Origin of the sequence: Prosthecobacter algae (genome assembly GCF_039542385.1) — a bacterium.
GTDB lineage: Bacteria > Verrucomicrobiota > Verrucomicrobiia > Verrucomicrobiales > Verrucomicrobiaceae > Prosthecobacter > Prosthecobacter algae.
Genome location: NZ_BAABIA010000001.1, coordinates 206,956 through 230,373, shown reverse-complemented (window position 1 = coordinate 230,373; position 23,418 = coordinate 206,956). Strand labels below are relative to the sequence as shown.

Annotated in this window: 13 protein-coding genes; 5 read left to right on the top strand and 8 right to left on the bottom strand. The window is 56.7% G+C overall.

The window, feature by feature from the left end; all coding sequences use genetic code 11:
- Nucleotides 1–43: 43 nt before the first annotated feature.
- The 8 genes from ABEB25_RS00885 to ABEB25_RS00850 form a co-directional block, all read right to left on the bottom strand.
- Nucleotides 44–2,479, bottom strand: coding sequence for a PPC domain-containing protein (locus ABEB25_RS00885; RefSeq protein WP_345734483.1), 2,436 nt, complete (start codon nucleotides 2,477–2,479; stop codon nucleotides 44–46).
- A gap of 149 nt (nucleotides 2,480–2,628) precedes the next feature.
- Nucleotides 2,629–3,963, bottom strand: a complete 1,335-nt coding sequence (locus ABEB25_RS00880) for a DUF1501 domain-containing protein (protein ID WP_345734482.1) — start codon at nucleotides 3,961–3,963, stop codon at nucleotides 2,629–2,631.
- Nucleotides 3,964–4,060: 97 nt separating this feature from the next.
- On the bottom strand, nucleotides 4,061–4,591 hold the full coding sequence (locus ABEB25_RS00875; protein WP_345734481.1) for a hypothetical protein: 531 nt from the start codon (nucleotides 4,589–4,591) through the stop codon (nucleotides 4,061–4,063).
- Between the two features lie 111 nt (nucleotides 4,592–4,702).
- Nucleotides 4,703–7,786 (bottom strand): TonB-dependent receptor, encoded by a 3,084-nt coding sequence (locus ABEB25_RS00870; RefSeq protein WP_345734480.1) that lies wholly within the window; start codon nucleotides 7,784–7,786, stop codon nucleotides 4,703–4,705.
- A 26-nt stretch (nucleotides 7,787–7,812) separates the two neighbouring features.
- Nucleotides 7,813–9,108: a hypothetical protein gene (locus tag ABEB25_RS00865; RefSeq protein ID WP_345734479.1), complete on the bottom strand. Its 1,296-nt coding sequence runs from the start codon at nucleotides 9,106–9,108 to the stop codon at nucleotides 7,813–7,815.
- Nucleotides 9,109–9,463: 355 nt separating this feature from the next.
- The gene (locus tag ABEB25_RS00860; RefSeq protein WP_345734478.1) at nucleotides 9,464–11,494 is read right to left on the bottom strand and encodes a hypothetical protein; all 2,031 of its coding nucleotides are present in this window, start codon (nucleotides 11,492–11,494) and stop codon (nucleotides 9,464–9,466) included.
- Complete coding sequence (locus ABEB25_RS00855) at nucleotides 11,475–14,231, bottom strand: putative Ig domain-containing protein (RefSeq protein ID WP_345734477.1); 2,757 nt, start codon at nucleotides 14,229–14,231, stop codon at nucleotides 11,475–11,477. Before ABEB25_RS00855 ends, ABEB25_RS00860 begins: the two co-directional genes overlap by 20 nt.
- A 33-nt stretch (nucleotides 14,232–14,264) precedes the next feature.
- Entirely contained in the window at nucleotides 14,265–15,299 is a 1,035-nt protein-coding gene (locus ABEB25_RS00850) for a hypothetical protein (RefSeq protein ID WP_345734476.1), read from the bottom strand.
- A 542-nt stretch (nucleotides 15,300–15,841) separates the two neighbouring features.
- Here ABEB25_RS00850 and ABEB25_RS00845 point away from each other — a divergent pair.
- The 5 genes from ABEB25_RS00845 to ABEB25_RS00825 all read left to right on the top strand — a co-directional run bounded on the left by ABEB25_RS00845 (nucleotide 15,842) and on the right by ABEB25_RS00825 (nucleotide 23,404).
- Nucleotides 15,842–17,512 carry a hypothetical protein gene (locus tag ABEB25_RS00845; protein ID WP_345734475.1) on the top strand — a complete coding sequence of 557 codons (1,671 nt, stop codon included), beginning with the start codon at nucleotides 15,842–15,844 and terminating at the stop codon, nucleotides 17,510–17,512.
- 111 nt (nucleotides 17,513–17,623) lie between these two features.
- Complete coding sequence (hflK, locus tag ABEB25_RS00840; protein WP_345734474.1) at nucleotides 17,624–19,411, top strand: protease modulator HflK; 1,788 nt, start codon at nucleotides 17,624–17,626, stop codon at nucleotides 19,409–19,411.
- Entirely contained in the window at nucleotides 19,408–20,391 is a 984-nt protein-coding gene (gene hflC / locus ABEB25_RS00835; protein ID WP_345734473.1) for a protease modulator HflC, read from the top strand. The genes hflK (ABEB25_RS00840) and hflC overlap by 4 nt, the downstream gene beginning before the upstream one ends.
- Nucleotides 20,388–21,485, top strand: coding sequence for a protease modulator HflK (gene hflK, locus ABEB25_RS00830; protein WP_345734472.1), 1,098 nt, complete (start codon nucleotides 20,388–20,390; stop codon nucleotides 21,483–21,485). Before hflC ends, hflK (ABEB25_RS00830) begins: the two co-directional genes overlap by 4 nt.
- Nucleotides 21,482–23,404 (top strand): heavy metal translocating P-type ATPase, encoded by a 1,923-nt coding sequence (locus ABEB25_RS00825; RefSeq protein WP_345734471.1) that lies wholly within the window; start codon nucleotides 21,482–21,484, stop codon nucleotides 23,402–23,404. The genes hflK (ABEB25_RS00830) and ABEB25_RS00825 overlap by 4 nt, the downstream gene beginning before the upstream one ends.
- The last annotated feature ends 14 nt before the right edge of the window (nucleotides 23,405–23,418 follow it).

Genomic DNA, 23,418 nt, shown 5'->3' with positions numbered 1-23,418 from the left:
ACATCCTAAAACCTAGCCCTTCACAAAAACTGATGACCTCAGGTCATTTCGCGCCGGAGGCTTCCTGACGAAGCTGCTCCAGCCGGGAGAGCGGCTTGGGGGCTGCCGGCTTGGCAGCTTCCTTGGGCTTGTTTTCAGCCACCACGGGAGCGGCAGGCTTGGCGACCACTTTGCGTGGCGCATCAATGCGAAGGGTGGACCCCAAAGCGATGCGGTGGGTGGTGGTGCCACCAGGTACCGGAACATCCACACGCACAAATAGGTTCCCCTGCTTGCCCACAGGTGATTTGTCGTGAGTCTTCACCTTGAAAGTGACTTCCTTGGTGTCCTTGTTGACCTTCGCAGACTCAATCGGGATCGTTTCAGGCACGCCAACGATGGAGGCTTCCGCTTCGCCTTCGAAGGGTTGCAGGGTTTCCAGCTTGGCCACCATGACGGTCTCCTGCCCCTGCTCGACAGCCGTCAACGGAATCGCTGGAGCATTGACGTAAGCGGGGGCCGTGGTGACTTCACAGAATGGAGAGGCATTGTACACGCGGCCATTGCCAGCTTCAGCCTCGCCCATGACGGTGAATTTCCAGGTGCCGGCAGGTGTATTGGCATTGGCATCCAGCACAAATGTGCACTCATTCTGGCCCTCGGGGATGGTCTGCTCACCCAGGGTGCTGATGCCATTGGGCTTCCAGACCATGAGCACACGAATGGGAGCCTTGAAGCCTTCTTTGCGCTTGGAGACGACCTTCAGGTTGAGAATGCCATTGTTCACCAGAGGCACCGTTGGCTTGACGATTTCGAGGGAGTAAGGAGCCTCTTCCACAACAGCCACCGGCAGCTTGTCCTGGATCTCGGTGTAGAAAACCACGTTGCCCTGGCGGACGATGTCGAATTCCTGACGCAGGGCGCCCACGACTTTCACGTTCGGATCCACAGCCTTCAGTGTCACTGGCACCGTCGCATGCCCCAGAGGTGCATCCGCAGCAGCCTCAAACATCAATGGCATGCCTGGCTGATCTTTTGGCGCGAGTTCCGTGAGCAACTTTACTCCGGCAGGCAGATTTGCGGCATCAAAGGTGAAATCGCCCCCCACGTTGTTACGAGAAAAATTCACCAACAGCGCCATACGGCCGCCCTTGGGGATCGCCATGAACTGACGGTAGTGGGAATCATTCACCGAATAATGAGGAGAGGAGAAGGTCAACTCAGGCTGGCTGGCCACCAGTTCCACGCGATAGACAAAGTTGGCTCCGCCACGCTCCAGGTGGTCGGCAATGCTGACGAAGTACTCGCCATCCGCAGGGATTTTGACCGTCTGCTTGCTGTCCAGACGGCGACGGCCACCACCGTCGTCATTGGAGGCCACACGACCGCCTTTGGCATTGTAGATGCCGATGACGGTATCCAGAGGAGAGCCCAGGCTCTGGGCAAAGGCCTGCACAACCACCTGCTGATCTTTTTTCAGAGCAATCTTGAAGTAATCAATGTCGCCAGGAGTTTCAATGACGCCATTGAGCGCCACAGGTTCCCCGACGGTCACAGGAGTGGCTTTAGCCTGCTCATTGTTAGGCTCAACTTCCAGGGAGTTGTCGAAAGGCACCAGACGGAATGGATTACCGGAAGGGGCGGCCTCAGCGCCTTTCGCAAAGATCATGAAGCCAGGATCTTGAACCTCAGGCAGCTTCACTTCTTCTTCAAAAACGCCATCTTTGTCGATGAAACGCACTTTGGTGCTGCTGCCCAGTTTACCACCGGCAGGGTAAACCACATCCGGACGACGGAAGCTGCCCACGTGAAGACGGTAGAAGTTGTTGCCGCCACCGCGATAGGAGGACTCACGCACCATCACGTAATAGTCACCATCGTATTCAGCGACGAAGCTGCAGTAACCGTCCTGGCGATGCAGGATGGTGTCATCAGAGAAAGCTTTTTCGAAGCGGTCCTTGTCGAGAATCGCGATGTAGGGATCAAACACGGTATAGCCGAGGCGCAGACCATCAGCTTCCAGGCTGATGCGCTGCCCCTTTTTCACGGTCAGCTTGAAGTAGTCCACATCTTCATTGGTGATGAGACCTTCCACCGTCTGGTCAAAGCCGATCGCCTGAGCGGTATCGAACTCTGAGTTAGGCTCCTTTTCCTCCACATTTGGGAAAGGCCCCACAAAGAACTGACGGGCGTGAGAGATGCCCGAGCGAGTGCGGATGCGCATCAGGTGATTGCCCGGCTCCACATTCGGCGCGATGGCAAGGGTCAGCTCCACCTTGTTCTTTTCAACCTTTTCCACGCTCTTCTGGGTGAACCCAGGTGAGAAGAAAATCAGGCTCTCAAAGTCATCCAGACGAGTACCGGTGACGGTGAGTTTCATTTCCGTACCGCGCTGGGCACCGTTGGGCTTGGTGGTGCCAAACTCAGGATAGGCCGCATGCAAAGATGCTCCGCCGAGGAGAAGCATCGAGAGATGGGTGAGGAGAGGGCGGACGTTCATAGGCAGAAAATTGATTCAGGTATAACTACGTGAGGATGACGCTGCCTTATTGCAGAAATCAGCGATCCTATGAGGAAGGGATGGCAAGTAAAAGGCGGCATGGATAACTCCACACCGCCTTCAAATTCAGGCATTCCGAAAGAATCGCATCAGGCGATCCACTCGTTCATGATGCGACCGCCGTTGACGATATCAATCGGGCGAGCACCATCGGACATGATGCGCTTCTCGCTGTTGATGCCAAGGAGGCGATACATGGTCTTGGCCAGATCTTCCGGACCCACAGGGTCACGGTCAGGCTCACCGCCGAGGGAGTCCGAAGCACCATGAATGTAGCCTTCTTTGACCCCACCACCAGCCATGGCGACTGAGAACACGCGAGGCCAGTGGTCACGGCCGTTGGTGCCGTTGATCTTCGGCGTGCGGCCGAATTCAGAACTGACCATGACGAGAGTCTTCTTCAGCATGCCGCGGTCTGCCAAGTCGGTGATAAGACGGGCAAAAGCCTGATCAAACTGAGGGGCCTGACCATCGAAAGCGCTCTTGATATTGCTGTGGTGATCCCAGCCCCCAAAATTGACCGACACCATGCGGACTCCTGCCTCAACGAGGCGACGAGCCAGAAGGAAGCGCTGGCCAGCACTGTTGCGACCATATTCGTCGCGGAGTTTGTCGGTTTCCTTGTTCAGGTCGAAGGCTTCTCGCGCCTGGCTGCTGCTGATCAGGCCGTAAGCTGCCTGATAGAAGCTGTCCATGGCGTTGATGGAATCTGCCTTCTCGACGCTGCGGAAGTGCTCATCCACAGTGCTAAGAAGGGAACGGCGACGGTCGAAACGCTTGTCGTCAATATCCTTCGGAGTCAGGAGGTCGCGGACAGTGAAGTTCTTGTCCGCCGGATCGCTGCCCAGGGCGAAGGGACCAAAGGCGCTACTCATGTAGCCAGTGCCCTGCTCAGGAGCAATGACGTTTGGCACAGCCACGTAGGGCGGCAGATTGTTCCGGGAACCCATCTCATGGGAGATGATGGAACCGAAACTTGGGAACTTGATGGCCGGGCTGGGGCGGTAGCCCGTGAACATGTTGTGGGTGCCGCGCTCATGAGCGGCTTCACCATGAGTCATGCTGCGGACAACCGTCAGCTTGTTCATGATTTTGGCGATGTTCTGGAATTTTTCACCCACGTATTCCCCAGGAATGGAGGTCTTAATCGGGGTATATGGTCCACGGTAATCAGGCGAAGCAAAAGGCTTCGGGTCCCAGGATTCGTGCTGTGCCATGCCCCCAGGCAGGTAGATATGGATGATCGAATCTGCGATCGGCTTGAAGGTCTCCACCTCTGGAATGCTATTGGCTGCCTGAAGACGCAGCATTTGAGGCAGTGTCAGGCCGAGTCCGCCCATCATGCCGACGTACATAAAGTCACGGCGACTGGCTCCGACACGGAGATCTATGTGATTGCCTTGGCAGTTGGGATGCATTTTCATGGCGAAGGGAGGAGGAGTTTTATACTTGAGCAGTGGGGATTACGCCTGCCAAAGAGCCTTCTTACAGAATCGGAAAAAGTTTTTTCCGAGTTTTGGCCTATTCTCCTGAACTGCCAGCGACTCTTTCCGCCAATTCGGACTTACGAGCTTTGACGATTTCTTCGAAATCGAGTGGCCGGGAGAGCATTGGAGGAAGATGCTGGGGTTTTAATGCCGGCTGTTCGATTTTTTTGACCAAAATCGGTTCGGTGGCTGCTGTGGCCTCCGCTTGAGCAGGTGCCCCCCAACTGGCCAAGACGCTCCACACTGTGGCCATCAGAATCAGGGACATTACTGCGGCAATTCCCAGGGAAAGACGACGGCTGGCCTTGGCTACTTCAGGATCGGCACGCATTCGGTCAAAAGCTTCACCCAAGAATTGCTTTGGGGCGAAAGCATCCATTTCCAGGTAATCCTCGTTTGTCTCCCGGACCAGAAGAGCCTTGCGTTTGAGTCCCGTAGAGCGCTCTGCAACCTGTAACATCAGGCCCTCCCCACATGAAGGACAAGCCCGTGAACGAGCCACATCGGTGACGTGGACCTGCACGGACTTTTCACAGTGAGGACAGATGATGGGAACCAAAGGCATCTGAGAGGTGGGGGAGCAAGGATCATGCCCAGAGAGCTAACGATGGCAACACCAGATCTCTTTACACCCATGTAAGCATTTCGGAAGTCAGGGAGCTAGCCCATCACAAGCCTACCAGTCCACCGTCATGCTGAGGGAGAAACCGATGCCAGTCTGACGGGTAGAATGAATTGGGCGCCCTTGGTTGTTAAAGTAGCGAGTCACCTGGGCGTTCAGAACATTTTGAGCACGCAGGCTAACACGGCTATTTTTAGTCATTTTATAGGTGACTCCCAAATCCAGAGTGGTGAAGGGCTCCTGAAAGACATCCGGGTCCTCGGGGCGACCACCCACCGCGAAAAGCTGCGGACCTGTAATGTTCAAAAACGCGCCATAGGACAACGGGTATTCCGGATTGTCATATGTTAGATTGAAGTTCACGATGTAATCGGGCTGGCCCTGGAGGCGACGGCTTTGACCGAAAAGGCTGGGCACCGTTTCTGGTTCACCAGTGGCCGGATCCACCGTATTGCCGATGAAGTCGGGGCGAGTGGCCTGAGACTTGATGTAGGAATAGTTCGCACCGAGAGAAAAATGCCTCAAAGCGTCCCCGATAAAGCCGAGATCACGCTGAATCTCGAGCTCCAGACCATAGACGGAGCCTTCCTTGGAATTCACATAACGGATGATGTCCACAGCACCACTTTCCTGGGATAACTCGATGGGCTTGTTGATGGCCTTGGCAAAGAAGCTGACGCCAATAAGACTGCCTGCGGTAGGAAACCATTCCCAGCGCACATCGTAGTTGGTGATCTGGGACATTTCCAAATCCACGTTTCCCACGAAAAGATCTCCTGACTCCACATTCAGGAAAACAACGGGAGCTAGCTCCTTAAAGGATGGCCGGGCTACCGTACGCGCGATGGAAGACCGGACTCGCATGGTTTCCGTCATATCCCAGTTCAGGGCAAAGGCAGGCAAAAAATGCTGCTCTTCGATCGCAGCCTGACTACGCCCGGTGATGCGGGGATCATTACGGGCCGCAACACTGCCATTGAAGGCAGCATTGACGAGCTGACGCACCGTATCATCCTGGCCAAAACGATCCTTATCGCTCAACAATGCAAAGCGGAGCTGCTCATCCGCATACTGGTAGATAGGGGTGGATTGAACCTTGATGTCTGTGCTCTCCAGACGACCGCCAAGACTCACATTCAAACTGGGCCCGAGATCAAACTCCAGCCCCACGTAATTCGCTGCCAAGATCTGCGACGCTTCGTAGGTCTCTTTATCATTGGCCCGATAAAGAAAGGTAAACTGCCCCACGCTGCTCAAAGGTCCGTTATTCGGGATGCCGTCGGGGTCTGCACCTACAGGCAGGTTCCCAGAAAGGAACTCGTCCCCCCATGTTCTTCCTGGAAGCAAAGGCTTGAAGGGATTCGGGAAAGACTGGTTTTCGGCCCCTCGGTTGTAAGTGAATGAATCGGCCCGGTAGTTACGGTTGCTCACATCCAGCAAGGAGCCAAATTTAAGCTTGCCGTTAAAACCTTCAGCGCCCTCAAAAAGGTCTGTGGTCACGTCAAAACGTCCAGAATAATTCTGGTCATACAGCTCACGCCACAGGCGCTGGAATTCCGGCACCACCGGGTTCCCTGGCACAGGGATGTAGTTCCCCGCATCCTCATTAAAAATCCCGCGCACAAAACGGTGATCAGGCTCCAACTGCGAAGACTGATTGTAGGCCATCGCCCATTCCAGAAGGAATTCCTTGCCATTGATATCATTGAGATGCTTGCCTGCGAGCTGCATCACCTTGAGTTCACGCTCTGTGTAGGCCAGGGATTCACGGTAGTCCCGTTGGGTTGGCAGAAAGCTAGAGTCCAACTGGCCGTCCTGAAGCGTCGCACGGTCCTCTGCGATACGGTTAAAAAAGTAGGTGAAGATGATCTCGCTGCCTTCTTCTGGTTCGATCCCTGCTGCCACCAAAAGACCTGCGCGCATGGTCTCCTGACCAGAACGCACGGTAGAAAGGCGACGGATCTCCTGCACCTCCCCTGCATTGGAATCACCAGCTCCCACAAAGGTGTATCGGCCCACCAGATCGTCATCATTATAAAGGTACTTTTTGGAATAATCCACTGCCACCGTCACCCCGGCTGGCGCACCCATGAATTCGGTGCGATGGCCCAGACTCGCCTCCAAGGTCACATCCACCGGGGCACTCACTTCTTGAGTGCCCATGACGGGACTCAGAGCATCATTCACCCGCTGGCGCTCGACTCGAGTCGGGTTGTCCAAACGGGTGAGTCCATTGCCCACACCACTGGCTGAAAAATTCGTCAAGTTCGGCAAGGCGGCATTCTTGATGAAATCTGGTAATGCCCTTGAATCTGCGGTGCCAAAGGTTCCCGTACCGCCGCCTTGGTAGCTCAGAAACTTGTCATTGCCCGTGGATTGGGTGTTGAAACCCGTACCTGCTTTAAATTTCACGAATTCTTCATCCGGCACTGCTTTGGTGATGATGTTGATCGTGCCTCCTGTCGATTCGCCATTCAGATTCGGGACGAAGGTTTTACTGGTACGCACATCTTCGATCACTGCGCTTGGGAAAAGATCCAAGGCCACTGCACGTCGGTCTGGGTCTGAACTGGGCACACGCAGAGAATTCAGGCTCACCACGTTGTAGCGGTCATTTAGACCACGAACGACTACAAACTTCCCGTCTGCCACGTTCACACCCGTTGTTTTCGCAAGCAGCTTCGCGGCATCGCTCGCCCCAGTTTGGGCGATGAACTTAGCGCCGAGGACATCGGTAAAGCTCTTCATCTCGGTGCGCAGCGTCAGTGCAGAAGCCGCCGAGCTTGTATCCACCAGTTCCTCTGCGGACACCACAAATTCATCCAATTCCACGACCTCAGCCGTCATGCTTAGGGAGGCCTCGCTGACGCTGCCAGGCGTCACCACGATGCCCGTTTTACGTTCGCGAATAAAACCACCGCCGGTAGCCAGCAAGGCATACTGACCGGGAGGCAAATTGTTGATGAAGAAATTGCCATTTTCATCCGTCGTCGCTGCAAAACCTGTGCCTTCCAGTTGCACAGAGACCCCGGGCAAAGGCACATAGAAATCAGCATCCTGCACACTGCCACGCAGACCACCATTGGCACCTTGTGCATGCAGATGACTGCAACTGCACCACAGGCAAAGAACAACCATCCAGTAAAAACGCCGCGCCATCATCTTCAGGGCTTCACCTCCACGTCCGCAGGATTCAGAATGCCAGTCACTTCCGCTGAAACTGGTGTAGAGACGGCCTCAGCATGCAGACAGATCCGCACTGCAGTCTCTGCCAGGAAACGAGGGTGACTGTGCGATCGGCCTGCCCTTGCCGACGCCAGTAACAACGGCTCAGCCGAATCCGGACCGTCCAATTTCGCCCTTTGACGGGCGATGGCCAGCATGGCAGCAGGTGCATCCATGACAAAGATCTTGGGGATCGTGGCCTCGGCAGCTTTCAGCCATGCGCGGGCTTCATCAAGACGCTTCCATTCGATCAAAATCTCCGCAGCGGCGGCTAAAAATGGAGCCTTCCATTCCGCATTGTCCGAATAGCCCTCACAGCACTTTAGAAAGAGATTCATGCTCTTGTTCGCCAACAGAGCCTGCCCTCCCGCGTGCGCTGTGCGAGCCAGATCCAAAAGCACTCGCTGAGCTGTGGGTAAACCGCGCTCCATGGCCATGGTCCCAATCTCTTCCAAAAAAGGCTTCGCCAGTTCAGGGCTGCCTTTTTTGAAATGCTGTTGCGCACAGGCTAACAAAAAACGCGCTTGGCGTTCATCGTTTCCCTGCTCAGTCAAAGTCACCAGAAGCCTTTTTGCGTCCAGCAGTGAGATAGCAGGAAGCAGATTAGCTTCATGAAGCCGTGTATTGAGGGACAGCAGCTCCAGCTTTCCAAGCTCTGCCTCCAAGCTCATTGCTTCGCTTTCGCGGCCCAAATAATACAGAGCCAGTGCGCAGCGCGCACGCATGAGCTCTGCGGGCAATCCAGAGACCTGATTCAGTTCCTTGCGCGCAACTTTCAGATAAGACTCGGCTTCGCTTTGCCGGCCCGGGCTGGCGGCCAAGAGAGCGGCAATCTCAGCATGAGCGAGACCGTTGCCACTACCCGGCAGACGTTTGGCCAGATAGGCGGCACTGTTAAAATCCCCCCGATGTGCATACGCCTTGATGATCTCAATCATCCAAACATTGAATTCAGACACGTCTGCGGCAAGACCTGCGGCATAACTTTCGGCCTGAAAGAGCGGATCCGTAGGGCTAAGATTGCGCGGGATGGCGTGTTTTTGCGACTCTTGTACCAACCGAGCAACGAGATCGTCACTTGATTCCTGCCCCCAAACCGCCGGAGCAGAAGTCATCATCATAGCGGCAATGAGAAGACTGCTCAGTCGCATTTGCACCTGGGATGAGTCCTCACGGCCCACCTGGTTTTGACGGTCACTGATTGCAAAAGGGAAATCCATAAATGAGCCGCCCAAATCTTGAAAGGCGGCCTGGATATGTGCTGTGCCTCGGCATCGGAGAAACCTGATTAAGGTGACAAATCAGACACTTAACGCCCAACGGTTTTGTCACAGAACGTCAGATTCTCCCCCTTGCTCTAGGTAATGGCTCCTGAGCAGATACTAAGGCGAAAACCGCCGAGACCAAATTTTGTGAAACAAAGATGTCTCTTTTTCTAGGTCTATGGGAAGAGGCTAATGTCACACAAATGCTGTCGTGGGGCAGGTAGGAGAGGAGTAAACTGGATCGCCAAAGACTTCTCGGTGGCCAAAAAAACGGGGCGACCCACATGGATCGCCCCGCTCACAGGTTGAATGATATAGAGTCGGTTTACTGAGGAATCACGCGGTAGTGCACCGGGCTGCCTGTGTAGGCATAGCCAGAGTCGGCAACTGTGATTTGGCCAGCGGTCGCATTGCTGTCGGCAAACACCTTGTTAGGGACATCTGCTGCGGAATCGTCCTGAACGGTGCCGATCGGGGCCCAAACGCGACCATCGATGGAGCGTTCAATGACGTAGAGTACTTTGTCAGCACCGGCGGTTTCATCCATATCAGCGGCAAAGGAGACGGAAACCGTTTCACCTGCGACGGCCAAGCTCACGCGAGGGCGATCGACGTTGGTGGTCGGCATCAGTTCAACAGCGTGAGTCCAACCCCAACCGAAAAGCCAGTTGTTATCGCGCATGGCCCCCCGGTACCGCACAGGAGAGAAGAAGTCTGTGACACCAACTCTGGAAGGCAGTGGCAGGGTGAAATCACGGGCAATGCTGCCCACATCCGCATCATTCACTAGGCGAGGGTCCAAACCATTTTTGGTGGCATGGCCTTTGCCGCGGAGTTGTGCGATGGTCGCAGGAAGCACCGTGCTAGTGTCATTTTCAGCATCTGCACCGCTGACGACGGTACCCACATTGAAATAGAGGGTATTGAACACATCACCTTTGGTGCCATCTGGATCGGCGGTAGCCGTGACGGACTGAGAGATCAGAACGACAGGACCGAAGATGTCTTCGGCCACACCATTAGACCACTGGGCCGTGGTGCCTTGCAACAGGTTGAGGGAACTGTCGCTGGCAGCAGGGCTTGTAGCACCATTAAAGGACTTGTTGCCGATGAAGGTGAAGTTGAAGGAGAACGAGTTTGTCTGAGGAGTCACACCACGAAGGTTTTCCTCAGAACCATCCCACTCCACCATCTTGTCACTCTGTGCAGCGCTGTTACGGCCCACGGCTGTACCATCCGTGCCATTGCCGAAACCCGAACGCAGATAGATCTCGTTGTCATTGATTGCGAACAGGTGCTGCAAGTTGCCTGAATAGCCAAAGTCACCGTCAAAGCAGTCGTCACCATTCACCACGGAAGCCAAGTAACGACAGTTTACATACCCGCCGAACCACTCGAAACCGTCATCAGCATTCTGCACCACTTCCTGGAATTCGAACACTGTACCACGGCCTACACCACCCAGGGTCACGCCGTTGATTTCATTGTTGTTGGCAATGTTGAAACCGCCGTAACGATGAGACCAGAACCGGATCACGCCACTGTTGTCGTTCTCGTCCACACCACCGAAGAACCCGAGGGGGAAAGTGATATCTGGAGCAAACACCGTGCCTGCGCCATCCGCATCAAAGGGAGTGGCCAGAGTCGTGGTCGTGGAAGTCAAACCTTCGATGAGGGCAAAGCCGGTGCCGTTGCCAGTCGCAATCGTGAAGTTGGTCGGATAGGCGATGTTATCACCGCTGAATTCCGTACCATTCCACTGAAGGTAGTTCGCGTCGTCGCGGTCATACCCCAAAGGCGTGCGCCCCAGGATCACCAAACCGCCGCACTCTTTAGAGTAGGTGAAGGCATTGGCCCCTGTGACACCAGATGTGGAATAATCCTTCGGGCTGATGACGACCGTGCTGCCACCATTGCCAACCACCGACACAGGGATGGTATTGCCACCACCCGGAACATACGGATCATCCAAAGAGGTGAAGATGATCGGATCATCCACGGTACCGTTACCAATGATTTTGGCACCACGTGTGACCACCAGGGAACCTGGGTTATTGAGCAAACCAGTCGTATCGGAACTGGCAGCACGGATGACGGTGCCTGGCTCGACCGTCAGCTTAGCGGGCGGCAAAACATAAATGATCTTGGTGATCACGTAAACGTTATCACGGGTCCAACGGGTATCGGAGGCGATGTTATCGCTGATCTCGATGATGTCAGCACGCGCCGTGCTGAAGGCACAGCCGAGGGCCGCGCAGGCGAGACCGAAGGCTTTCAGATTGGGTAGCTTCATAAAGGAATAAATGGAGAGTTCGTCGTCAGTTTCTTCGAAGGGCTTATTCAGCAGCAGGAACATCCATGCTCATGAGACCGGAGAGGATTTTCGAAGTGGTGATGGTTGGGGTGGCTTCTGGGAGGGTGTAATATCCCAGACCGATGAGCTTGCTGCCTTCAGGGATGACCACGCCTTCGAATTTGCCAGCGCGCTTATCCGTCAGTGCAAAGCTGCCAGTGATGAGACCGGTCTTTGGATTGATGGCCAGCTTCGTCTTGGCGGTATTCGTGCCGACGAGGATCTTGTTAGCCGCCTGCAAGGTGACCAAAGCTTCAGCAGCAGAGGCATCTGCACCACCGCTCAGGCTCAGCTCCACATTCGTGTTGGCAGCCTTGTTCAGCAGCACCAGCGGTGAAACAGGAGCCACATAGAGGCCACCCAGGATCACGTAGGCTTCAGCAGGATTGGTGATGGAGAACCCGGCAGCGTAGGTACGCTGTTTGGCCGAGATGTCGAAAGGACGGTTTTGAGTCGCCGAGCCTTCGATGAGATTGTCGTTCGTGGAGTCAATGATCAGGCGACCATGGATGGAACCCTTCGTGACGGTCTTGTAGAGAGTCTGGAAGAGGAAGACATCCCCAGTCGGGCTGACAAAGGAGGACGTGGTGAAGGCTTCGCCATCGGCAGTTTTGCCTTTGATGCTCAGCTTGCCATCCGCAGCGACGGTGAAGGAGCCGAAACCAGCGCCCTGTGGCACGGAGGCCTCGCCGACGTTTACATTGCCTTCTTCAAAGCCAATCGCGAAGTTGTAGAGACCTTTGTAGTCGTCGGCAGGATTGAGCTTGGTGCTGAAAACATTGCGATAACCATCAAAGTTCACTTCGTCTTCCGTGTCGCTGATGAAGCCGTTGACGAGGTTGTCGCCTTCGATTTCAAAACCGACCACCAGGGGAGTCAGACCGCCGGTGCGGGCCACGGAGAACGCGGCATATGGGACGTCGTCATTGAGTTCCAGGAAGCCTTTCACAGGCAGTGTCACAGCTCCAAGGTAAAGCTTACCGGTCAAAGCCCCCAGGGTCGAGACGGTCATTTCAAAACGCCCCCCCAGCTCTGCACCAGGCAGACCAGAATCGGTGTTGCGATCAATCGGGCCAACGTAGCTGCCAGCCAGACCGGCCAGTTCAGGAGAGGCATTGACATTGATGACGACCGTTTCGGTATCTGTGCCAGCACGGTTCGTCACGGTCAGTGTGACGGTGATGTTCTCTTGGGCTTTGGTCGGGCGGCCAGTGATCAGGCCAGTTTTGGCATCCATCTTCAGACCTGCTGGGAGACCACGAGCAGCGTAGGTGAGAGGAGCCTTCACAGCACCACCGAGGACTGGGACACTGAAGTAGTATGTGGAGCCGATTTCAGCATCTGGCATAAGAGCCACTGCTGCTGCATCCAACTCAGGAGCCTGGGTGAAGACGCTGAGAGTGCGGATACCGGAGTTCTCAGTGTCCGTGCCGGAAGTGATGACGCAGAAGTAATCACCGGAATCAGCTTCTTGGGCACTGCGGACGAGGAGGGTCTTGGTGGTGACGCCGGAGTATTTGGTGCCGTTCTGCAGAGCATTGATCTCGCCCACTTTGAACCACTGGAAGCTCTGCACCTTACCCGCGGTCAGCGTGGTGAGGGACACATTGCCACCGACTGCGCTAGCGACCACGGCTGGAGTTTTGTCAACGACGACGACTTCCGCCTTAGCGCTCGTGACGGTGCCTGTGCCAGCGCCTGGGGCATTGGTCACACTGACGGTGTAAGCACCTGCCTGGGCGAAGCTCATGTTTGGGAGCACCAGTTCTTTGGTGGTAGCACCAGCGATGTTGGCGCCTTTTTTCCACTGGAACTGGAGGTTGCCCGCAGCCACGGCTTCGGTGTTCAGTTCCAGTGTTTCACCCACAGCGAGGACGGTGGACAGAGGCTGGGTGAGAATCGTGGGCTTCGGCGTATTGACTGTCAGAGAGACGGTGTTGCTGGCGACGTCTTCAGCAAGGTTGTTGCTGACGAGAACGTCATAAACACCAGTGTCTTGTGCCACGGAAGTGGCGATAACCAGGGTGCTGGCAGTCTGACCAGCGATGACCACGCCGTTTTTGCGCCATTTGTAAGTCTTCACTGGGGAGCCGTCTGCGACTGCGGTGAATGTCACTGCGGTTCCTGCATTAACGACACCCATAGGGGCGACGCTGACAGTGGCCTCAGTCACAGCTGTCTGAGCACCGCCGAGCACATGGGAGGCTGCACCCGCACCAATGTCTGCACCACCGGGGCTGCCGACATGGAAAGTCAGACCTGCCACACCCGAATCAGGGGAGGCAAAGGTATCTGCGACCACCGCATCTGCGGCTGCCCAGGTCTGATTCGAGGAAGCGATGAGCTGCTGGCTCACTTCTTCGGGGATCACACTATTGAGGATCCAGATGTAAACCTTTTTACCCGCGATTCCAGAGGCATACGAAGTGCCTTCGTAGCTGATGGATGAATCGTAGCTGATCGCCTGCTGGTAGAATCCATTGATCGCACTGACGCTGAGATCGCCGCTGAAAGAGGCTACCTGAATGAAGGCAGCGTCAAGAGCGTTAAAATCTCCAACGTTGGCATTGAAATCGAAGCCGTCTGGAAAGACACCGAAACGTACGGTGCCAGAGGCAATACCGGCAAGGTTACCGTCCAGGGAGACACCGTTACCCAGGTTGCTGGAGTAAAGATTGGCCGCCTGGCCACTGCCCAAAGTACCCAACGCCAAAAGCGCGGAGAGGAATATTTTTTTCATGGGTGAGAGAGGAATGAAAGAGTTTGAGAGGGATTACTCAGCGAAGGGCTCCTGAAGGACGAACTTCACCGTGCCAGCCTGCTCCTTGAAAAGGATGGCCTTGCCGGGGGAGACGAGCGTTGCGCCCGCATCTGCCACGTTGTTTGAAAGGGCACGCCAGCCGATGCCGCCAACGCCGCCTGTTTTGTAATAGTAGCCGGAGAGGACACCGTCCTGCTCAAGGTAGATGACATCAGCGCTGGCTGCACCTGTGCCGCCTGTGATAGCGCTCTGTAGGCCGCTAGCTGCCAGGGTGGTGCTGACGCTGTAGGGATTGTTAATGACCTGGAAACCAGAGTTCACATCAGACACCTGACGGCCAGGGAGTGTATCCCCCGTGACGGTGAGTTCGATGTTGGCCGCACCATCCGCCTTGCGTGCCACAAGAATGGCTGCGCCAGGGGCGATTTCAGTCGTGCCTGCATCACCCGTCGTAGGGGTGGCTGTAGCGCGCCAGACATCCGCCGTGCTATGATAGAAATAACCGACCAGTTCACCAGCGGAGGCCAGATACACGATGTCGGCAGTGGCGGATGTTTCGCCTTCCTTGAGGTTGGCGCTATTGGTCGCACCAAATAGGGAGGAAAGCGTAGCCAACTTGTAGATCACGAATTCATCACCCACGTTAGGCACCACAGAAAGGGCTGCCGTGACGGCCTGATCGGCCTGGGCAGTGATCTTGGCGGCGTAACCATAAGCATTGGTGCTGGATCCGGCAGGAGCATTGGTGCCTGTTCCCCGCTGATCCACGCGGCTGGTAATCTTGATGGCATGAGGAGCCGCCGTCAGGGAAGGAAGCACTGCGGGGGATGAGACCAGAGTGAGTTGACCGGCATTGACCGAACCGACGGTGCCACTCGCCACGATACTCGCAAACGGCATCCCCACGAGGGTGGATTTGCCTGCGGGCAAATCAGCCGTCAGCACACCGGCTGTGCGGCTGACAGGCAGCATGTTTTCCTGGCCGCACAGAGGGCTGGCGCTCAGCGCCGCCAGTGCCAGCCATCCGAAGGGAGAGCGTAATTTCATTGTCATGATTTTGAGGTGGTCGTGAAGGTGCGAGGGTTCTGAAGCACCGTCCGCCGACATGACCCCACTTCGCGACATGGGACAAAAGCTCCTCAGCAACACTTTCGTCACCTACCCCATTTCTTAATGAGGCTCAGTACTTCGCTAGGTCTTTTGGGTACGTGGGGTAGCTGCCAAACAATGGTTTCCGTGCGACGTTTTCGTCACACCGACTTTTGGCACACTCACTTCTCGTTCGTCCCCCACTCTCAAAATGGATGATCCCCGCCCGCTGAGTTGTTTCGAGCAGCTCACTGTTTTTGTGACATCAGGCTGACCCAATAGAGTCATTTGAAAGGCATCTAACAATCAATCATCCGATTAAATCTTATTATTTCGCTTTTGGTTAGGTTTGAAGGTCGGCCACCAAGCGCCTTCGCGTGACATTTCTGCCATGAGGCGGAAGTGTTACGCAGGCTTGTTTGTCGACAGCTTGGACATGGGGTTGGGATGAGAGTGCCGATGGAATGACATTTCCTAACGCCTCCTTGACTCATCCTCTCATGAAAACATCCACCACCTTTGCTGCGAGCCTTCTGCTCGCTTCCGCCGCCTTCGGACAAGGCTTTCAGACTTCGGAGTTCTCCTATTTGACTCCGGCTCCAGGCGCTGATTTCACGTATCAGCCCATCGTCACCGTTGGTGACCGCGTGCCATTGACTGGCGATGCCAGCAAGGATTTCGCTTTTGTGGGCATTCCTGATGCCATGGGTCTCTACAAAGACACCGTCAGTGGCCAGAACATTCTCTTCGTGGCTCATGAAGTCGGCAATACCGTGCTCAGCGAACCCATCCCTGGCCAGACTAAGTTTAAGGGGGCCTTCGTCTCTCGCTACGTGTTGGCCAATAATGGAGGTGTGGTCAGTGGTGCCCCTGCCCACGCCAAACTTTTCCTCGAAAACACGGAAGTTTCCGCCACCCCTCCCCTGGAAGGTGCACTGAATTCCTTCACGCGCTTTTGCTCCGGCTCATTCGCCAGCCGCGCTCATGGCATGGATCGCCCCCTGTTCTTCACCAATGAAGAAACCTTCGGTGCTCCAAGTTATGAAACCGCCAAAGGTTCTCAGACCGTGGTCATCGCCAATGGGAACATGCACACCGCGCCTGACCTGGGCCGCATCGGTCGTGAAACCACCATCATCCAACCCCGCCGCGATAGCCTGACTGTGGCGATCTCCACGGAAGATGCCGGTTCCCCTTCCTATGTTTATATGTATGTAGGGCGCAAACAACCTCGCTCCACCAGCCCGCTGGATCGCAATGGCCTGACGGATGGTAAAGTTTATGTGCTTTGCGGCCGCAATGCCCAGCACAACGAAGGTACCTTCACCTCGGGTCAACTGCCCGTTAAGTGGGTGCAGATCCCGAACGGCGGTAACCTGACCGATGCCCAGTTGCTGACCGCAGCAGATGCCGCCGGAGCCTTTGGTTTCGTGCGCGTTGAAGATGCCGAATTCGACCCTGCCAAGCCTACTCGTAGCCTCTTCCTCGCCACCACTGGCGGCAGTGGCCCGAATCGCCTGGGTCGTCTTTATGAACTGACGATGAACCCAACCAACCCAGTGGCGAATGGCACGCTGAATGTCGTGTACAATGCAGATACCATCGTCACTCCTGGTGGCACTTACAACGGTACCGTGGGTAAATTGGTGGCAGCCAATGGCATCACCGGTTCCCTGGGTAGCTACACCGGTGGCGACGTCAACAACGGCGTGGACTTCCCCGTCAGCATTGACAACATCGCCATCTCCAACAACTTCATCATGGTGCAGGAAGACCGCAACAGCCCTGCGGATGCAGTCTTCGCCAAATACGCCCGTAATGGCGGTCTGTGGAGCCTGAATCGCAATCAGCAGTATGCAGCCAAACTGCAGAGCACCTTCAATTACGCAGGTGTGGAGGCCCGTGACGGCCACTCCGCCATCACCACACGTGGACTTTGGGAAAGCTCAGGCATCATCCGTGCCGATGAGATCTTTGGCCCAGATACCTTCGTGGTGAACGTCCAGGCCCACCGCACCAATGTCACCCTGACTCCTGCAAGTGGTGATCTCGCGACCTCCATCCGCTCCAACATCCCGAAACCGACCGGTGGCACCTACACACGCGCAGAAGCCGTGAGCCTCTTCGCTGAAGATGGTCAGGTGCTGCTCATGCGCCCAGTCGCTGACTGATGACCGGCCACTCTCCTGGTTAGTTGCACCATTCCCGGTTAGGCCCAGGCCTAACCGGGAATCTGCATTTTCAATCGGGTGGGTCAATCCACTCACTTCACTTCGCTCTTCATGAATCGCCAACATCCTTTGTTTAGCTTCGCCCTTGGGCTGGAGGCTATCGGCTTAAGCGTACTCGCTTTGGCCTTGAAGATGTATTGGCTCTTACCTTTGGTGGGATGCACGGCCCTTCTGGCTGGCATTGCAGGTCGCTGGCTGGGAGTGGGCATCGTGGTCTGCATCGTCGCCACCGGCGGCTGGGTTTGGACACTAGGGCAGAACATGCCAGACGGGGCCATTTTGACGGCCCACCCCATCGGGGCCCTGCTCATCGGGGCGGCCCTTGCTTTTCTCAATATTCACACCGCCTTAAAAAAGCGTGACGTTAGCCACGTCCAGCTCTGCCTGGCCCGCTTGGCGGTATTTCTTCATTTCATCACGGCAGGGGTTCTGCTCGGAGCCCTGTATCTGGGCGGCAGTTGGCAGCGTTGGCTGGCCCTTGCTTATGCGGTGCTGAATGCCCTGCTGGTGCTGGATTGTCTGCTGCGCCTGGTGGGCCGGCTCTACACGCCCAAGCGCCACTGGCAGACACTGCCAGAGCCGGGGGCCTTCTTTTTCTATCGTTTGTTAGGCGGCGAGTGGCGTGCCTGCCTGCCTGAAACGACGGCACGGGATGAGAGCTTTGACCTGAAACTAGCGGAGATGTGGATGTGGCCCACCGTGCGGGGGGCCCTGCCCGCTTTGCTTAGCACCATCGCCCTGCTGGTCTGGCTACTCAGCACTGTGCATGAGCTGCCTGCTGGCCATGCCGGGGTGCGTCATCACCTGGGAACTTGGGAGAGCCGACCTCTGGCCCCTGGCCTGCATTTTTCGCTGCCCTGGCCCCTGGGCAGCATCCAGGCCGTGGATACAACTCGCCTGCGCGAAATCGTGCTCGGCTTTCGCACAGATCCTGGCCAGCCTATCCTCTGGGAGAAAGCCCACTATGAGGGAGAGCAGCATTCGCTCGTGGGCAGTGGAGATGATTTTCTCTCCATCAGCGTGCCGGTTTTTTATCGGGTCGGGGATGCCGCGCTGCATCTGCGGTCTTCCTCCGATGCGGAAGCCCTGCTGCGGAGCCTGGCCCAGCGGGTCCTGCTCAATCTCACTCTGCGCCTGCCCGCACGCGATATCATGACCACCTCACGTGAGACGCTCCGCCAGCAGTTGCACCGAGATTTGCAAGCCGCGCTGGATGAGCGCCAGAGTGGGCTGGTGCTGGCCGAGGTGTATCTGCGGGACATCCACCCACCGGTGAGTGTGGCCCCGAATTTCCAGGAAGTGGTCAGCGCCCTGGAAGAAAAAGAGGCGCTGCTGCATGAGGGGGAGGCCTACCGCCGGGACATCCTCACCCGAACGGAGGGAGATGCCAAAGCCATCCTCATCACCGCAGGTTCCAGTGCGAGCAATCGCCTGATGCAGACCGAGGGCCAAGCACACCGTTTCACCGCCATGCAAAAATCCTGGGCGCTAAGCAAAGATCTTTACCAATGGCGCGAAGGTTTCCGGGTGCTGGATGAGACCCTCAGTGGGGCGAAGAAGGCCATCTTCGATGAATCCATGCGCGGTGATATGCCCACGCATGTGGATCTGCGCAAGGTGCTGAATCCCGACTTTGTGGATACCGCCGCTGTGCGCCCGCAGACCCTGGTGCCGCGCCCGGTAAAATCCACCGACGCCTTTGATCTCGACATCGAAGGCTACCTTCGCGCAGACCAAGGCGAGGTGCCTGCCCCAGACTTTTCACCCGCGGATGCAGACAATGTTCTGAAAGCCTCATCCTCCATGCCCACTCCGCCACCCGCCCAGACTCAGCCATGAGCGAAGCCACACCATCCCCCTCTCGAAACCGCCTCATCAGCCTGCGCCTCGGGCTCATCCTGGCCGTCGTTTTCAGCGTCATCGCCTCCGCCTGCTGCTTCATCGTGAGCGAGACGGAGCATGCGCTGATCCTGCGATTTGGTAAACCTGTGCGCATTTTGAGCGCCCCCGGCCTTTACTTTCGCCTGCCCATGCCGGTGGAGCAAATCGTCCGCGTGGATCGCCGCTTGCAGCACGCCGACATCCGCCTCAGCGAAACGCTGACACGAGATCAGCGCAATGTCATCGTGCCCATGTTTTTCACCTGGCGCGTGGCAGATCCCCTTCTGTTCTACACCTCCGTGCGTGAGCTGAAGCAGGCCCACATCAAGCTGGATGCCCTGGTCACCAGCGCACGCAACTCAGTGTTAGGCCGTCACGACTTCACCGCTCTGCTGATGAGCGAAAATCAAAAAAGCCCGCTTGAGAAACTAGAGAGCGAAATGCAAGCCCTGGCCGCAGGAGATGCCGCAAAGCAACTGGGCATCGAGCTCATTTCCACCGGCATCACTCAGATCCAGCTTCCTGAGGCCAATACGGAATCCGTCTTCCGCCGCATGCGTGCAGAGCGAAAACGGGAGGCCACACAGTATCGCGCCGAAGGCCGCGCCAAGACGGCCGAGATGAAAGCCGAAACGGACAAGGAAGCCACGCGAATGATCGCCGATGCTAAACGGCAGGCCGAAGAGATGCGCGGCAAGGCCGAAGCGGAAGCCTCCGCCATCTATGCAGCGGCCCATGGTCAAGATCCGCAGTTTTACAAATTCCTGCGGGAGCTGCAGAGCCTGCGCAGCGTGGTGGATAAGAACACCACCGTGATCCTGGACACCAGCGTGGCCCCCTTTCACTGGCTGAAGGCCACGGAACCGGGAGCCGTCGCCAATGGCAGCGCTGCCCCTATGCCCTCCCCTGCCCCAGCCGCCCTGGATAGCACGCCATGAAGCCCGCCCACACCCCCATCAGCCTGCGGGATGAAGGCCACGTCGTGGAGGCGCTGCTGCTGTTCTTAAAGCAGCTCACCGCTCACGCCCGTTGGGTCTTTGCGGCATTGCTGCTTCTTTATGCGGTTTCCGGCATTCATACCATCCAGCCGCAGCAGACGGCGCTGGTGAGGAGACTGGGACGCCTGCAACCTCACCTGCATCAGCCAGGCCTACTGGTGGGGCTGCCACGTCCCTTTGATGAAGTGCTGCTTTTTGAGACTGGCAAAGATACCAGCCTGCCACTCGATGCCTGGGCACTCATCGGCACCAAGATCGGGGATCCAGACAAGCAGATCGAACCGACCAACGAAGAGCTGATTCAGCAGATGAATTCCCGTGACGTGGAAGGGGCCAAATACCCCACCTACGACCACACCACACTAAATCCGCTGGACCATGGCTACACGCTGACCTTAGACACCAATGTCATCCAGGGGCAGTTCAATCTACGTTACCGAATTGACGATCCTTTTCGTTATACCATCGCAGGCGACCGCATCGAAATCCTGCTCGCGAGACTTAGTTACCGAGCCTTGACAGCTCAGCTCGCCCGCAGGCGCATTGATGCCAGCCTGACCGATGATCGCCGCGATGTGGCAGCGGAGGCGACGAAACAGGTGCAGGCTGAAGCCAGCCGGCTGCACCTGGGTGTGCGCATCACGGGTCTGGACATCCGCGCTCTTTCGCCACCTGCCCAGGTTCTGGCGGCCTTTGAGGAGGTGACGAATGCACGCCAGTTTGCCAAAACGATGTTTGAAAATGCCCGTCAGTACGATGCGGAAACACGCACGAAGTTTGAGGGTGAAGCCGCCTCCATTCTTTTCCGTGCAGAAGGTTATGCCACGGGCCTGGTGGAGTCTGCCAAAGGTGAAGCGTCCTCCTTCACATCCCTGCTGGGGAACTATCGCCTGAATCCCCAACTCGTTTCCCAGAGACTGCTGCGGGAGACGCTGGATGGAGTGATGGGCCAGGTTTCCTCCCGCACCCTGCTGCCGATGCAGCAGGCCCGCCCCACCGTCATCCTAGAGCCTGCCCCTGAATTTGCCCGATGAATGATCTCGACTCAACGACCCGCCAGCGCCTGCTGCTGCTCTTTGTGGCCACGGCTCTCATGGCTGCCTCCGTCATCACCGGGTGGCTGCGCCCAGAGCAGGAGACCGTGAAGGGAGCCCTGGCTCTCCTGGCCACGCTCATTGTGGCCACCCCCATCGTTCGCGGCGTCATCACGGCCATTCGGGCCACGGGATTTGGCGCTACTCAGTTTTACATGGACCAGTATGTGGTGCTCGCACTGGCGGCATGTTTAGCCACGGGCAAGTATCTCACCGGGGGCATCGTGGCCATCATCCTTTTGTTTGGCCAGATGCTGGAAGAACGCACCACAGTAGGCGTGGAAATGGCCTTGTCAAAACTGCGCCAACTCACCCGCCTGCGCGCCCGGCGTAAAATCGGAGATACCGACGAAGAGTGTGAATCCAGCGAGCTACGCATCGGTGATGAGATTCTCATTCGCCCCGGCGAAATGGTGCCTGCCGATGCCACGGTCGTGACCGGCCAAGCGATGGTGGATCAAAGCCGCATCACGGGTGAATCTGTGCCGGTGGAGGTTGCCCCCGGCAGCGAGATCTACGCTGGCACGGCCAATCTCAATGGCTTTCTCCAGGCGCGCGTAACCGGGGCGGGCATGGATACTGTGATGGGCCGAGTGCAGAGCATCATCGAGCAGGCAAAGGAATCCGAGGCCCCCATCATCAGTCTCGCCGAAGACTACGCCCGCTACTACACCCCGCTCATCTTGCTCATCGCCACGAGTGTGTTCTTTTTCACTCAGGACATGGAGCGCGCTATCGCCGTACTCGTTGTCAGCATCCCCTGTGCTTTTGTGCTGGCTAGCCCTTCTGCCATGGTCTCGGCCATTGCATCCGCTTCACGTCTCGGATTGCTTGTGAAAAGCATCCGCCATCTGGAAACGGCCCGTCTGGTGGACACGGTGGTGTTTGATAAAACCGGTACGCTGACGCTGGGCCAGCTCGAACTGGAGAAGGTGCTGGTGCATGATGAAACCTTGACTCGAGAGCAGGTGATCCAACTGGCCGCCGCGCTGGAACAGCAGTCGAATCACCCCGTAGCACGGGCTATTGCTGCCGCAGGTGAGGGACAGCAGTTGCCCGCCATCACCCACTTCACCGAGCATCACGGCCTGGGACTGGAAGGCGAAAGTGAGGGTCGGCGTTTGCAGATCGGGCGCAGCTCCTGGTTGATGAAAAGCGGCACGCCGTTAGCCATTGACCCGGCAAATTTCACCCGCCACAGCCTCGTGCTCCTGGCGCAAAACGGTCGCCACATCGCCACCTTTTTGTTAGCCGATCAAGTGCGTGCCGAGGCTCATGAGGCCCTGGAACGATTGCGCTCTTTAGGCATTCAGGATTTCCACATGCTCACCGGAGATCGACTGGAAGTGGCTCAACACATCGCGGCTCAGGTAGGCATCACCCATCTGCATGCTGAGTGCCTGCCGGAGGATAAGGTGCGCCAAATCCGTGAACTGAAAGCCGCAGGCCGCCGGGTGTTGGTCATCGGCGATGGACTCAATGATGCCCCAGCTTTGGCGGAAGGCGATGTGGGCGTGGCCATGGGCACCCTGGGCAATGATGTCACCGTGCATACTTCCGACGTGGCCCTGATGACCCATGACCTCCGCCGCCTGCCAGACCTACTGCTGCTTTCCGCCCGCACGGTAGGCATCATCAATCAAAACTTGCTGTGTGGATTTGCCTTCATCATCCTGGCCATCACGCTCAGCAGCCTTGGCTTTGTCAACCCCATCGCCGCTGCTTTCATGCATGAGTTCAGCGCCTTCTTTGTGATCTTTAACAGCGCACGTTTGCTCCGCTTTGACGGCCTGGAAACGGAGCCTCAGGAGGAAGCTGCCACCGCTCCGTCACTATCACTCACGCCGGCCCATGTCTGAGAAGTCTGCGAGTC